Here is a 13,017-nt window from a genome sequence, read left to right as displayed (position 1 = left end):
ATAATATAGTAATAGCGAAAATGGTTACAAAGGAGATTGCAAAAAGGTATGGCTTAGAAGTAACGTACATGCCAAAACCATTTAAGAATATGAATGGAAGTGGGATGCACATACACATAAGCCTACAGGATATGGATGGGAGAAACCTATTTTACGATAAGGATAATGGAGACATAAGCCAGAAAGCTTTACAAGCAATAGCTGGAATATTGAAAAGCTCAAGGGAGATATCAGTATTAGTAGCTCCAATTGTGAATTCATATAAGAGGTTGAAGCCAGGATATGAAGCTCCAAATAAAATATGCTGGGGATATGGAAATAGATCAACGTTGATAAGGGTGCCAATGACAATAGATGAAGAGAAGTGTAGAATAGAGTATAGGCATCCAGACCCATCATCCAACCCATACCTAGCAATAATAGCAGTCATCGTAACCGCAATGAGGGGGATAAATGAAGAGTTAACCCCAATGGAGCCATGTAAGGAAAACGCTTACAGAATTGAAGGGAAATATGGTAATCTACCATCAAACCTTGGAGAAGCCGTGGAAGAGTTCAAGAAGAGCGAATATATGAAGAAGATATTAGGTGAAGAATTACATGAAGAGATCGTGAAGAATAAGACTATGGAATGGAGGGACTACCAAAACTACATATTGAAAAACAAAGTAGACGATAATGAGATAACGGAGTGGGAGATAGAGAGATACTTGGTGAAAGCATAATGAAAGATAAATTGGAGATAGATGATGTGGATTTAGAGATAATAAGGAGACTGAGGGAAAACTCGAAACTCACATATAAAGAGATAGCTGAAGCAATGGGGATATCCATAGGAGCCGCATATAATAGGATAAAGAGGCTGGAGGAGTATGGCGTAATAAGGGGGTACACAATAAACATAGATTACTCAAAACTGGGATACGATCTAACTGCAATTATAATGCTACAAGTGGATGGCCCACACATAGTGGAAGTTGAAGAGAAGCTTGCAAAATATGAGGAAAATATGAGTGTATATGATGTAACAGGGGACTTCGACGTCGTCGTTATAGCGAAAGTTAAAGATAGAGAACATTTGAACAAACTGGTAAAGGGGATACTCACAATACCACACGTGAAGAGGACAGTTACAAGCATAGCTTTAAGTGTTGTAAAGGAAAACTTTACAAGGTAGATTCAAAAGGTTTATAACTGAAATAGAGTAAATAATAGTTAAAAGTGAATTTTATGGAAAGCTTAGATAAACCTGCAATTGAGGGAGGGAAGCCGATTAGAAGCAAACCCATAATGGCTCTACCAGAATTAACTGATGAAGAGATAGAGGAAATAGTAAAGGTTCTAAGGAGCGGTAGGTGGACTATGAGCGTTGGAACAAAGATAAGGGAATTTGAAGAGGAATTCAAGAAGTATTTAAACGTTAAACATGCCATTGCAGTATCCAATGGAACTTCAGCATTACACTTAGCTTTAAGAGCTGCAGGGATAGGCCCTGGAGATGAAGTCATAACCACACCATTCACATTCATAGCCACAGCATCAACAATACTACACCAAAACGCCATACCAATATTCGCAGACATAAATATTGAAGATTACAACATAAACCCAGAAAGCATAGAAGAGAGGATAACTGATAAAACCAAAGCAGTAATAGCAGTACACCTATGCGGACAACCAGCAGATATAATGGATATAAGGAAGATATGCATGGAGAGGGGGTTAACACTAATAGAAGACTGTGCACAGGCAATAGGGGCAGAATACGATGGCGTAAAGGTTGGATGTATAGGGGATGCAAACGCCTTCAGCTTCTACATAAGCAAAAACATAACTACAGGTGAAGGTGGAATGGTAACCACAAACAATGATGAAATAGCTGAAAAGGTTAGGTTAATGAGAAGCCATGGGGAAACATCAAGATACCACTACAACGCCATAGGATACAATTATAGAATGACGGAAATACAAGCAACCATAGGAATACTCCAATTAAAGAGGATAAATGAACTTAACAATAGGAGGAGGGAGATAGTTAAAATATATAATGATGAATTGGGCAGCTGTGAAGCCATAAAAACACCAATAGAGAAGAGGAGGGTTAAACATGTCTGGCACATATACAACATTCTACTGGAAATAGAGAAGCTGAGGAAGAGTAGAGATGAAATATATGAAGCCATAAGGAGGGAAAACGTATATGTTTCAGTGGCATACCCAACACCACTATACATGGAACCAATATTCCAAGAGATGATTGGACATGGAAGGGGATGTCCATGGACATGCCCATACTACAACAAGAAGATAGCATACAAGCCAGGATTATGCCCAAACGCAGAATATGTAAGTGAAAGGGTATTAACATTGCCAACACAACCATCACTAACAGATGATGAAGCAATAGAAACAGCTAAAGCAGTGAAGAAGGTTGTAAAGTACTATATGAAAAGGTGATGATGTAAACAGTTTATGAGATCATGAGCCAACCATGAAGATGACACTAAAAATCTAGATGAAAATGTCGAGGGAAGTTGAGTCGTAAGCATACCGAATAATACAAGACAAATATAAGGTACCTAGCAAGATTATTTAGTGCAGAAGACGATGAAGAAGCAGATATGGCGTGAAAGAGCGGAAATATATTGGTGTAGGAACTGCAACATCCCACTGATCACACCAAAATGTGAAATATGCGGTGAAATTGGGAGGAAGATATCTGCAACACCACCAATCGATGCTAGACCAGCATTCAAAGAAGATGAAGATAGAATTAGGAGAACCATAAGGATGGAGTATGAGGATAATAGAGCTGAAAAAGTACTCATGGATGAGGGGAAGATAATATTACTCAACAAAATTCCACATGTGGATCAAGCAGACGAAATAATAGTGGATGGGAGAGTTATTGGACAAATCTATTATGAACCTAGAATTGGGATTTGGAGATTTAAACCAGTGGAGGAGGGGGCTACAAGACTAATAATGAATGAAGCAGGATACTGGTGTAGAATACGTAGGGAGAGAATTGAGAAGTGGGATAGGATAAGTAGATCAGAAATCATTGATGGTGAAATCCCAGATCGTCAGGGGAAAATGATTGCAATTGGAAATATGAGTGGGAAATCCATAGGGGTAGGCGTATATGAGGGTGATGAAATAAAGGTTATAAAAGTCTGGGAACCCCAAAGTCCACATATATTGAAGGTTAAAGCAACACTGGATAAAGCATTGAAAGCCAATTCAAAATCCCTAGAATTACTGGAGGCAAGAGCTAAATCATTCATAATTGAAACTGAAAGGAAGTATGGGAGGCCAATATGCACATCATTCTCCGGTGGGAAGGATAGCTTAGCAACATTACTACTATCAATGGAAGCAGGAGTCGATCAGAAGATGCTATTCAACGATACGGGACTTGAACTACCTGAAACAATATCATACGTTGATGAAGTATCGAGGACCATGAATGTGGAACTCATAAAAGCTGAAGCAAAAGATATCTTCTGGAGTGCTGTGGAAGTGTTTGGGCCACCAGCAAGGGATTACAGATGGTGTTGCAAAACATGCAAACTGATACCAATACTAAAAGCCATGAAAGAGAATTACCCCTCAGGAGCACTCACATTAGTTGGTCAAAGGAAGTATGAATCCCTAACTAGAGCTAAATCCCCAAGCATATGGAAGAATAGGTGGCTACCAAACTCAATAAATGCAAGTCCAATAATGGATTGGTCTGCACTACACGTATGGTTATATGTGATGTGGAAGAAGGCTCCAATAAACCCACTATATCAAATGGGATTCGATAGACTTGGATGCTGGCTATGCCCCTCATGCGAATTAGCAGAATTCAAATTAGTGGAAAAGATACATCCAGAACTATGGGGTGAATGGGAAGGTAGACTTATGAAATGGGCTAGGGAGAGGGGGTATAGTGAAGAATGGGTTAAAATGGGTTTATGGAGATGGATAAAGATTCCAGGAGATCAGAGGAGGATGGCTAAAGAGAAGAATATAACAATAGATGATGAGCATGGAATTAAAAGACTCCCAGCAAAAATCGTTAAAATTTCAGGTTACAGTCCATGTCAAGAAAGTTACAGTATAGAAGCAAAACTCGATGTGGAAATAGATTTGGAACGCATCAAAGACATTTTACCAATAATTGGAGAAGTGAAGTATTCGAAGAAACTTGGAATAGCAACCACCATCATGGGGAAGAATAACGCCACAATAACGCCAAAGGGGCAATTAACTGTAATATCGAAATCCAAGGAGGATGCAGAAGCATACTTCAAATCAACGTTAAAGGCAATACTGAGGGGGATGTACTGCATAAAATGCGGATCCTGCCAATACATTTGCGAAGCAAACGCCATAAAAATCTCAGACCACCCAATAGTAGATGAAGATAAATGCATGAAATGCGGTAAATGCCAATCAAACTGCCCACTGGCAGAATACACATCAAAAATAATTGTGGAGGGAATATGCATATGACAAACCTATCAAAAATAAAGTGCATAGCCATAGATGTCGATGGAACAATAACCAACAAAGACAACATACTAGATTTAAATGCAATAGAAATGCTCAGGAAACTAAAGAGTGAAATAGGATTAAAAATAGTTCTAGCTTCGGGAAACGCATACCCAGTACTCATGGGATTAGCAAGATACATAGGCGGAATAGACTACGTGATAGCTGAAAATGGAGGGGTAATAGGGATAGATGGAGAAATCGAAGTTATTGGGGATAAGAGGATTGGGGAGAAGGCTAGAGAGATAATTAGAAGGGAGCTTGGAGACATACTAATTGAAAGCTGGCAATGCATGTATAGATTTGTAGACTTCTCCTTCAAAGTAAAACCTGGCATTGAATGGGAATATGCATATAAAAAGACTTTGGAAGTTTTGGGTAGGAGGATTCCGGAAGCAAAAGCCGTCTTTAGTGGAGTGGCAATACATGTGGGTGATAGAAGGGTGAATAAGGGAATTGCCCTAAAGAAGGTGATGGAGAAATGGCATTTGGAAAACGAAGATGTAATGGCAATTGGAGATAGTGATGTGGATGTGGAAATGCTAATGGAAGCTGGATTAAGCGTTGCAGTTGCAAATGCCTCCGAAAATGCAAAGAGGGTAGCAAAGATCATCACCAAAAAACCTTACGGTGAAGGATTCATAGAAATATCTGAGAAAATTTTAGAAGAATTTGGGGTGAAATAGAGGTTAACTTTATAATAATATTCATACATAAGGGTTAATGGAAGAAGTGGAATTGGAATGGGCATATTCGACCGAATATTCCATAGGAAGAAGAAGGTTGAACCACAAAAAATGATACAAGACTTCGAGATTGGCAGATATACGTTAATACAGCAAGTTAAGGGGAAGGCTGAAGAACTTAAAAAGGCTGGATACGATGTACTTGAAATAAATCCATTAGTGGTATCGGTTGGTAAGGCAGATGAGAAATCGCCCTTCGGAATAGTGATATCAACTGACAGCAACACATTCAATGAATTCCACAAATACATCGATGCTGGGAAATATGGGAGAAATGAAATAAACATATTCACTATAGGGGAATATGCATTTCTAATGGCAGTGGCCATGGATGAAGAGAGGAAGAAGGCAATAATATATCCATCAGCATTTAGGAGGAATAGATTGAGCGACATACAAAAGGATACTACGCTCTACATATATGTAATAGATGCCGAAGCACAAAAATACACGCTAATATACATTCCAAACATAAAGTGGGGGGAGCCCAAGAAGATTGAGGAAAAGAAGATAAGTAGGGGCAGTGGAGAACCCCCACCAACACTATATAGGTAGGTGAAAACCATGCCAGCATTAAAAGAACTCATAACACCATTCACAGCACTAGCAATATCCCTAACACCATTCCTCATATACATATTGAATTCTAGGAACATAGTTGGTGATGTGGAGATGCTAATAATAGACCTAATAGTGATAGGGGCTGGATCAATAATACTCCACATACAAACAAGGAAGAAGGGGTAGATGAACTCATTTAGTCCTTATCTCCACAACATCACCATCATTTAAAACATGATCAGGGCCAACCCTCTCCCCATCAAACTTAACAGAAGAACCCCAAACCCTTGCATAACTAAAATTATTATATAATTGACTGTGAATCATCCTAGCCACATCAATAACCCTAAACCCCTTCGGAACAACAAGAGGCTTCTTAGATGGGCTGCCACCAACCTCCTTAGTATAAACCCTAATAACATTGAGCATACCATAAATCTCAGACTTCAATTTCAAGAGGTCTAATGGAGGATTTACACATGAAAATGGGATAACCTTAACCAAACCCCCCAAAGACTTCTCAAGTTTAACCAAGTTATCCATTGAACCCTCAACATCAATCTTATTGGCTATTACTATGGAAGGCTTGTATACTATGCTGGAATCCATGTAACGCTCCACATCACTTAAACTAACATCACCCCAAATCTTCACAAATGCATTATTAAACCCATAGGATCTAAATAGTTCAACTATATCCTTAACATCACAATCCTTCAAACTCCCACTACAAAAAACCTGTATACCACCAGAAGGCCTCTTCTCAACTTCAATCCTAACATTGGGTTTCTTCAAAGTTATCTTGGCACCCTTAATCCTCTCGAAAATGAACTTTAAACTCTCAATGGGATCTCTAGATAAATCCACAACGAACACTATTCCATCAGCATTTCTACATAAGCTTAAGGCAGGATTTAACCATGGAACACCAACAGATATTGCTGGAACCTCCACCAACTGAACTTGAACATCCAAATATTCCATCATCCCAGGAATGGGATTCCTAGTTGTAAATGGTGTTGAACCAATGGTGGGTTTAGCATTTGTTAGTAGGGAGAGCAGAGAGCTTTTACCGGTAAGGGTATCGCCAACAAGAACTATTTGCCCAGCCCCCTCCCTCTTAACTGAAAATCTAATTCCACTAGAGGATTTTGCACGCTTCCTCTCCCTCTCCTCCAACTCCCTCTTAAGCTTAGCTAGAGTCCTCTTCAAGTTCCTCCTAAGCTTCTCAGTACCCTTATGCTCGGGGATCGCTGATATCAAAGCTTCAAGTTTAGCTATCTTCTCAGGTATACTCTTAGCTTCCTGATACTCCCTCATCAAAGCCTTTGCTTGTGGTGGAAGATTTGTAACCATAGTTTAACACATTGAAGAAGATTTTACTCAAAATATATTGTGAATTGGGATAGATTAATTCTTCTCTTCACGGAATATTGCTACTATGGGTTTATCTAGACCCTCATACATCAAAGCTCTACCCATCCCATTAGTGTTAAAGTCAAAGCCTAACCCACCATTCTTATCAACAGCTATTATTCCAGCAGTATTAGGCCCAAATTTATCTGTAATGCGTTTAATAGCCAATTTACATGCATCTTGAGCTTGAAAACCCATCCTCATCAAATCACAACAAAGCCTAGACAAATTTAATCTGGCAATGAACTCTCCAGTCCCAGTAGCCGCAGAAGCCCCTGCATCATTATCCGCATAAAAACCGCATCCCACGAGAGGTACATCCCCTATCCTACCTGGAAACTTAAGCCAGTAACCCCCCGTGGATACCGCTGAAGCCACATTCCCCTCAGAATCTATTGCCACAGCACCAACAGTATCATGCAAATCAAATATACTCTTCCCCTTCAATATCATTTCTCTAAGTTTACTCATCCGAGACCCTTCACCTCTAATCCAACTCTCATACATCTCCTTAAAACGCTTCAACTTCTCCTCACTCACAATATTATCTAGGAGCTCCAATCCATAGAATTCTGCAAGTTTCTCAGCCCACTCTCCAGCAATAAATATGTGATCCGTATTCTCCATGATCTTCCTAGCCAATGAAACTGGATTCTTAACTCTCCTAAGAAGGGCTGTGGCTCCAACACGGAGATCCCTACCATCCATTATTCCAGCATCCATCTCCACAAGACCGTTAATTGTTAGAACGGAGCCTAAACCAGCATTAAAGAATCCACATGACTCCATATATCTCACAGCTGCCTCAACGGCGTCAAGAGCCCCCTTGGAAATTGCATTATACCCCTCCATTACAGCTCTACTTAAATGTTCAAGCCTCATGGACAATACCTCATCACTTAACCCCCTATAGCTTCCAGCACCCCCATGAATCAATACTGCAGGCCTAACCTTTTTCATGGAAACCCCCCACTTGACTCAAATAATTCACTCCAAGAGGATGCATTAACAGTTTTAACATCCTTAATGCCAATCACACCCCTACCCATAACTATTAAATCATACATTAATCTACATTTAAAGCACACCATCAAAACATTGACATTAACATCTTTCTTACTTTTCAAATTGGCAACGCTAAATCTGTATAGCTCCAATGGGGAACCACACTTCTCACATTTCACACTTCTAAGGTCATTTAATGCTGCTAGGAGATCCCTATAATACAATACGCACCACCCCTCCAAACAATTTAAGTTTAGGATTGCAATAGGACATGTATCTGGAGCTATAATATGAAGTTTTTCATTAAACAATGAGCATTTTGCTCAATTTAAATATCATGGAAACATTCACCCATCCCTCTAGTGATGATATGTGTGGGATTTATATACTTAAATTGGTAGAGAGAGATTGGTGAAAGTTTTGGTTGAAGAGTTGGCGGAGCTAATCGTCGAACTACCCACAGAGGATGAGAGGAGGAAGGCTGATATGCTTAGAATGCTACATGAAAACAAAATTGTATATAGAATTGAGGGGTCATACCTAATCGTTGAAGGATTTGGATTGGAAATGGTTTTTGAAGATGATGATAGGGAATTCTTCATAAAATATGAAGTTAAATTGGATAGGGGGAGGATTATAAAGTGGGTTTATGCGAAAATGGATGAACCAAACGTTTACTATAGGATTAAGGCGATACATTGCCCATCGAGTAGTGGGTATATTAAGGCTTTGAAGAGGAGGGGGATACCCTCCAATTGTATAAGGATGGCTTCAGAGGTTTTGAGGGATAGTGAAATTAGGGCTTAAGGCAAAGTTTACATCCAGTCTTATATCTGAATAGACGTTTAACTGTAATTATACATGATTCACAAACCCTTCTACCACAATTTGGGCATACCTTAACATGGTTAGTGCAAACCTCTCTACCACACGATGGACATTTATATACATGCTTATCACATATAATCCTACCACAAATACTGCAAACATGCTTCTCCTCATCAGTGCAGAATTCTGCACCACATATACTGCACTTCCAAACATGATCTTTACAAACAACCCTACCGCAAACACTACACTTGTGGATGCAATCTCTACATAATGGCTTACCACAAATTTCACAGTGAACTATGCTTTCACCACAAACTTCCCTCCCACAATCACCACATTTGGAGAGATGCTCAAGGTAGTGGATTTCACAATACGATTTACCGCAATCATCACATACATGTATATGCTCACCGCAATATGCAACTTCAAAAACGCATTTCACACAATGCTTAACACAATCAGAACAAAGCTTCTTCCCACATATGGAGCATGTATATGATTTCTCATTAACGCAGAAAACCCTCCCACAAACATCACATTTAAATGAATGTTCAGGACACATTGTGGCCTCGCAAGCACTACACTTCAATGAATGCCCACTGCACAATGGTGATAAACATATATTGCAAAATTCAAGTGAATCTAAGTTGGTTATTTGAGAACCGCATACATCACATTTCCCATAAACCCCAACACCATTATACCCATTCCAATGTAAACTCAAATTCCTCTCTAAATCCTTAAGGGAAATCTTAACAGTTCCATCAAATATGGGAACCCATATGAGCCTAACATACTCCACATCCACATCCTTCCCACCCAAATTTATGACCACAGTTTTAAATTCACCCAAATCTTCAAATTCACTCTTCAACCTCCTCAACTCATCATTCATCTCCCTCTTAAGATCCTCAACAACCTTCTCCCTATACTCCAATTCAGAGTTAGATTCAGAAACCATCTTATTCAACTTTGAAAGCTTATCCTCCAAACTCTGAATCTTTGATGAAATGGAAATATATTCCCTTGAAGATGGATCAAGACCCCTCAACTTACTCTTCAAATCATTAATTGTGGAGATAAGCCTCTTCGCAGATTGAACTTTAATCTTAATGTCATCCCTAAGCGACTTTATTATGGCGTTATGTTTGGATATCTTAGCCTCATACTTCTCCACAACCTTCCTACACTTGGAATCGAAAATCTCTTTACCAGCCTCCCTAAGCCTACCCTTAAACTCCTCCAAATCTTCATTACACTTAGAGTAAACTTTGAATTTTGTGGAGTAATGTAGCTTGTAGGATAATTTTAACGATAGAAACTTCTTAAAATCCTTTACAATCTTCTCATACGAATTTAAACTTGATAAATCGATGTCCGGATTACGATAATTGATCTTATCAAAATTTGATGGCGATACAGATAATTCACTTTCATCGAAGGATTCAATATCATAAGCCCTACTGGAATTGTAATCCAATTCCCCAGAAACATTTGATAATGGTATGAAAGCCCTATACTCATCGCTAAACTCCACATTGGGTTTAGAACGCTTAACATTAACAATGGCCTTAATATCCAAAGCTGGATAATAGTTTAAAGTAATACCATTAAAATCGAATTTAAATGGAAATCTACTGGACAGATTTGATGATATGAACTTCAAATCAAACTTAACTGGTAGATGATATTGATTTATGAGTGGTGAAACCTTCGGTTTAGCTACAACCTCAACGGCTTTTGGAATTGCACCAAGCTTCATTAACCCCCTCCACTTAACCTCAGCATTCCTCAAAGAATCCTCCGAAATATAGTCGAGGGGGTTGAAGCCTGCTCCACCATGAATAGTCTCCCTACACCTAACCCTAACAATGTATGGCACCCTATCCACAGCTTCACCAGTAACTATGCACTCACCAACCCCAAGCCAAACTATGCTATCCTCCCAACCCCTACCAAGACCTCCACTCTCCACAGCTATGGATATATCGTTTGGGTCTGAGAGTCTATGGATAATCCAAGTTCCACTTAAACTTCGAACTGTGGTGTCGAGGAGTTGAGGCCTCTGAGATATTACTATGAGATTTGCACCAAACTTCCTCCCCTCCTGCGAGAACCTCCTCAAAACTATTTGGGATTCAGACTTCTCCCTACCAACAAACCTATGGGCTTCATCCAAAACCAAGTAGAATGGTGGAATCCTCCTAGCTATAGCTGCATCCAGAAGTTTATTAACCACCGATGCCACTATGGACACTTGATCATCTGAATCCAGCCCCCTCAAATTGATTATAACACACTTACCAGTGAGTACTAGATCTTCAGCGGAAACCTCACCTAAATATGATATATCGATATTTGCAGCCGCATTAAACTTCTTATCACCAAACTCTATTATCCTATCCACATAGCTAACTGGATTAACACCGAATTCCATGCATCCAGATTTGGCTGCAACCTTTAAACTGGAGTATTCCCCATGAACATCAATTATTACTATTGGGATGTCCTTCTTCAAAAGCTCCTCAATTAAAACGCCAGCAGTATAGGATTTCCCGGAGCCAGGCTTACCCACAACGAAGATCCTATTCAAACGATCCACTGGAATATAAACTTTAACATTATAATTCCTCAACATACCAAGATATACGGATTTGGAGTAATCTGCCGTTAAACCAAGAGTTACACGTATATTATCTTCAGAAGCCGCGTAAACCTCTAAGCCAACCTTAAGCGGCGTATCTGGAGGTCTACCGAGACATGTACATGAAGCATAGAGGGTTTCACCCTCACGCCTAAGACTCTTAACGAAGAAGACATGCCAACGATCATCATGGTAAACCTCCACAAAATCATTATTCCTAACAGTCCCAATACATTTAAATTCGAATTCAGATGTGGATGGTGAACCAACAACTATGCCAATAGGTTTACGCTCAACCAACAAAGACCACTAAAAACTATTATGGGGGAAAGTTTAATTTAACACTTTCACAACATGAATGGAAAGAATTATCTAAATGAAGTAGACTCATAGAATGGAGAGGAAATTTGGGATGGGTGTAAGTGTAGTCTACAGGCCTACAACATGGAGTTACATAGCAACACTACTACTCATAACCATAACTTTAACCATAATCTCACTAAGCTCAATACAAGTCTTCACAGAGGGGTTGATGATGCCACCACAAATAGCCATAATTGCATTCTACATATCCCTACTGGGTAGCGCCATAAACATACCACTAACATACATAAAAACAGTGGAATACGGATTATGCTATCAAGAAATAAACATTTTTGGCATAAGATGGTTTCTACCATCCATCGGCCTTAGGGAGAGGAAAACACTAATAGCGATAAATCTTGGTGGAGCAATAATACCATTAGCCATATCCACATACATTCTAACACGGCTACCCCAAACAGTAAACGTTTACATGAAGATAGCCATAGCCACAATAATAATATCCATAACAGTTAACAAGCTATCTAGGATTATACCTGGATTTGGCATAGCAGTCCCAGGATTCATACCACCACTAATAACCGCACTAACATCAATAGCCATATCAATGATTCCACCAAAATGCAACCCAGCATTCATAGCCTATATAAGTGGGACGCTTGGAACACTCATAGGTGCAGACCTAATGAATATGAATAGAATACCGGAGCTAGGTGCAAGCATGGTTAGTATAGGTGGAGCTGGAACATTCGATGGAATATACCTAACTGGAATAGTAGCTGTAGCCCTAACCCTAATGCTAATATAGATGATGAAACAACAAAGTTAAATGGGTATGGAGATGGATCTTGGAACACCAATAGAGATTAGGGGGGTTAAGGTTAGGAATAGGATTGTACTGCCACCCATGGCCACAGAACTGGCAACAGTCAATGGTGAAGTAACTGA

The 13,017-nt window shown here is 39.4% G+C and carries 13 protein-coding genes; 9 read left to right on the top strand and 4 right to left on the bottom strand.

Annotated features, from left to right (window positions below):
• From MRT15_RS06135 to MRT15_RS06105, 7 genes are all read left to right on the top strand, one after another.
• Positions 1 to 725: glutamine synthetase family protein (locus MRT15_RS06135; RefSeq protein WP_304328909.1), on the top strand; the 725-nt coding region annotated here is incomplete at its 5' end.
• Positions 725 to 1,177 carry an Lrp/AsnC family transcriptional regulator gene (locus MRT15_RS06130; protein WP_304328907.1) on the top strand — a complete coding sequence of 151 codons (453 nt, stop codon included), beginning with the start codon at positions 725 to 727 and terminating at the stop codon, positions 1,175 to 1,177. The genes MRT15_RS06135 and MRT15_RS06130, both read left to right, overlap by 1 nt.
• Positions 1,178 to 1,230: 53 nt before the next feature.
• Positions 1,231 to 2,457 (top strand): DegT/DnrJ/EryC1/StrS aminotransferase family protein, encoded by a 1,227-nt coding sequence (locus MRT15_RS06125; RefSeq protein ID WP_304328905.1) that lies wholly within the window; start codon positions 1,231 to 1,233, stop codon positions 2,455 to 2,457.
• Positions 2,458 to 2,607: 150 nt separating this feature from the next.
• Complete coding sequence (locus MRT15_RS06120) at positions 2,608 to 4,503, top strand: phosphoadenosine phosphosulfate reductase family protein (protein WP_304328903.1); 1,896 nt, start codon at positions 2,608 to 2,610, stop codon at positions 4,501 to 4,503.
• A complete protein-coding gene (locus MRT15_RS06115) occupies positions 4,437 to 5,228 on the top strand; it encodes a phosphoglycolate phosphatase (protein WP_304328901.1) in 792 nt (263 codons plus the stop codon). Before MRT15_RS06120 ends, MRT15_RS06115 begins: the two co-directional genes overlap by 67 nt.
• Before the next feature lie 57 nt (positions 5,229 to 5,285).
• Complete coding sequence (locus tag MRT15_RS06110) at positions 5,286 to 5,843, top strand: hypothetical protein (protein WP_304328899.1); 558 nt, start codon at positions 5,286 to 5,288, stop codon at positions 5,841 to 5,843.
• A 9-nt stretch (positions 5,844 to 5,852) separates the two neighbouring features.
• Positions 5,853 to 6,035, top strand: a complete 183-nt coding sequence (locus MRT15_RS06105; RefSeq protein WP_304328897.1) for a hypothetical protein — start codon at positions 5,853 to 5,855, stop codon at positions 6,033 to 6,035.
• A gap of 6 nt (positions 6,036 to 6,041) precedes the next feature.
• Here MRT15_RS06105 and MRT15_RS06100 read toward each other — a convergent pair whose 3' ends face one another.
• The 3 genes from MRT15_RS06100 to MRT15_RS06090 are packed head-to-tail and all read right to left on the bottom strand — an operon-like array spanning position 6,042 to position 8,494.
• The gene (locus MRT15_RS06100; protein WP_304328896.1) at positions 6,042 to 7,205 is read right to left on the bottom strand and encodes a TGS domain-containing protein; all 1,164 of its coding nucleotides are present in this window, start codon (positions 7,203 to 7,205) and stop codon (positions 6,042 to 6,044) included.
• A 54-nt stretch (positions 7,206 to 7,259) separates the two neighbouring features.
• A complete protein-coding gene (locus tag MRT15_RS06095; protein ID WP_304328894.1) occupies positions 7,260 to 8,225 on the bottom strand; it encodes an isoaspartyl peptidase/L-asparaginase family protein in 966 nt (321 codons plus the stop codon).
• On the bottom strand, positions 8,222 to 8,494 hold the full coding sequence (locus tag MRT15_RS06090; protein ID WP_304328892.1) for a hypothetical protein: 273 nt from the start codon (positions 8,492 to 8,494) through the stop codon (positions 8,222 to 8,224). Before MRT15_RS06090 ends, MRT15_RS06095 begins: the two co-directional genes overlap by 4 nt.
• Before the next feature lie 196 nt (positions 8,495 to 8,690).
• On the opposite strand from MRT15_RS06090, the gene MRT15_RS06085 reads away from it, so the two are divergent.
• Complete coding sequence (locus MRT15_RS06085; RefSeq protein ID WP_304328890.1) at positions 8,691 to 9,077, top strand: hypothetical protein; 387 nt, start codon at positions 8,691 to 8,693, stop codon at positions 9,075 to 9,077.
• Here MRT15_RS06085 and MRT15_RS06080 read toward each other — a convergent pair.
• Entirely contained in the window at positions 9,067 to 12,045 is a 2,979-nt protein-coding gene (locus MRT15_RS06080) for a DUF87 domain-containing protein (RefSeq protein WP_304328888.1), read from the bottom strand. The two genes, MRT15_RS06085 and MRT15_RS06080, sit on opposite strands and share 11 nt — an antisense overlap.
• A 94-nt stretch (positions 12,046 to 12,139) precedes the next feature.
• Here MRT15_RS06080 and MRT15_RS06075 point away from each other — a divergent pair, with 94 nt between their 5' ends.
• Complete coding sequence (locus tag MRT15_RS06075; protein WP_304328887.1) at positions 12,140 to 12,877, top strand: DUF1614 domain-containing protein; 738 nt, start codon at positions 12,140 to 12,142, stop codon at positions 12,875 to 12,877.
• Positions 12,878 to 13,017: the final 140 nt, after the last annotated feature.

The sequence above is a fragment of the Candidatus Culexarchaeum yellowstonense genome, from assembly GCF_024707025.1.
In the GTDB taxonomy this organism is placed as follows: domain Archaea; phylum Thermoproteota; class Methanomethylicia; order Culexarchaeales; family Culexarchaeaceae; genus Culexarchaeum.
Note: the sequence above shows the minus strand (reverse complement) of the source record. Positions and strands in the feature narration are given on the sequence as shown.

Excerpts from the sequence above, each read along its gene's own strand:
- MRT15_RS06130 (WP_304328907.1), top strand. The coding sequence starts at position 725 with ATGAAAGATAAATTGGAGATAGATGATGTGGATTTAGAGATAATAAGG.
- MRT15_RS06125 (WP_304328905.1), top strand. The coding sequence starts at position 1,231 with ATGGAAAGCTTAGATAAACCTGCAATTGAGGGAGGGAAGCCGATTAGA.
- MRT15_RS06120 (WP_304328903.1), top strand. The coding sequence starts at position 2,608 with ATGAAGAAGCAGATATGGCGTGAAAGAGCGGAAATATATTGGTGTAGG.
- MRT15_RS06115 (WP_304328901.1), top strand. The coding sequence starts at position 4,437 with ATGCCAATCAAACTGCCCACTGGCAGAATACACATCAAAAATAATTGT.
- MRT15_RS06110 (WP_304328899.1), top strand. The coding sequence starts at position 5,286 with ATGGGCATATTCGACCGAATATTCCATAGGAAGAAGAAGGTTGAACCA.
- MRT15_RS06105 (WP_304328897.1), top strand. The coding sequence starts at position 5,853 with ATGCCAGCATTAAAAGAACTCATAACACCATTCACAGCACTAGCAATA.
- MRT15_RS06100 (WP_304328896.1), bottom strand. The coding sequence starts at position 7,205 with ATGGTTACAAATCTTCCACCACAAGCAAAGGCTTTGATGAGGGAGTAT.
- MRT15_RS06095 (WP_304328894.1), bottom strand. The coding sequence starts at position 8,225 with ATGAAAAAGGTTAGGCCTGCAGTATTGATTCATGGGGGTGCTGGAAGC.
- MRT15_RS06075 (WP_304328887.1), top strand. The coding sequence starts at position 12,140 with ATGGAGAGGAAATTTGGGATGGGTGTAAGTGTAGTCTACAGGCCTACA.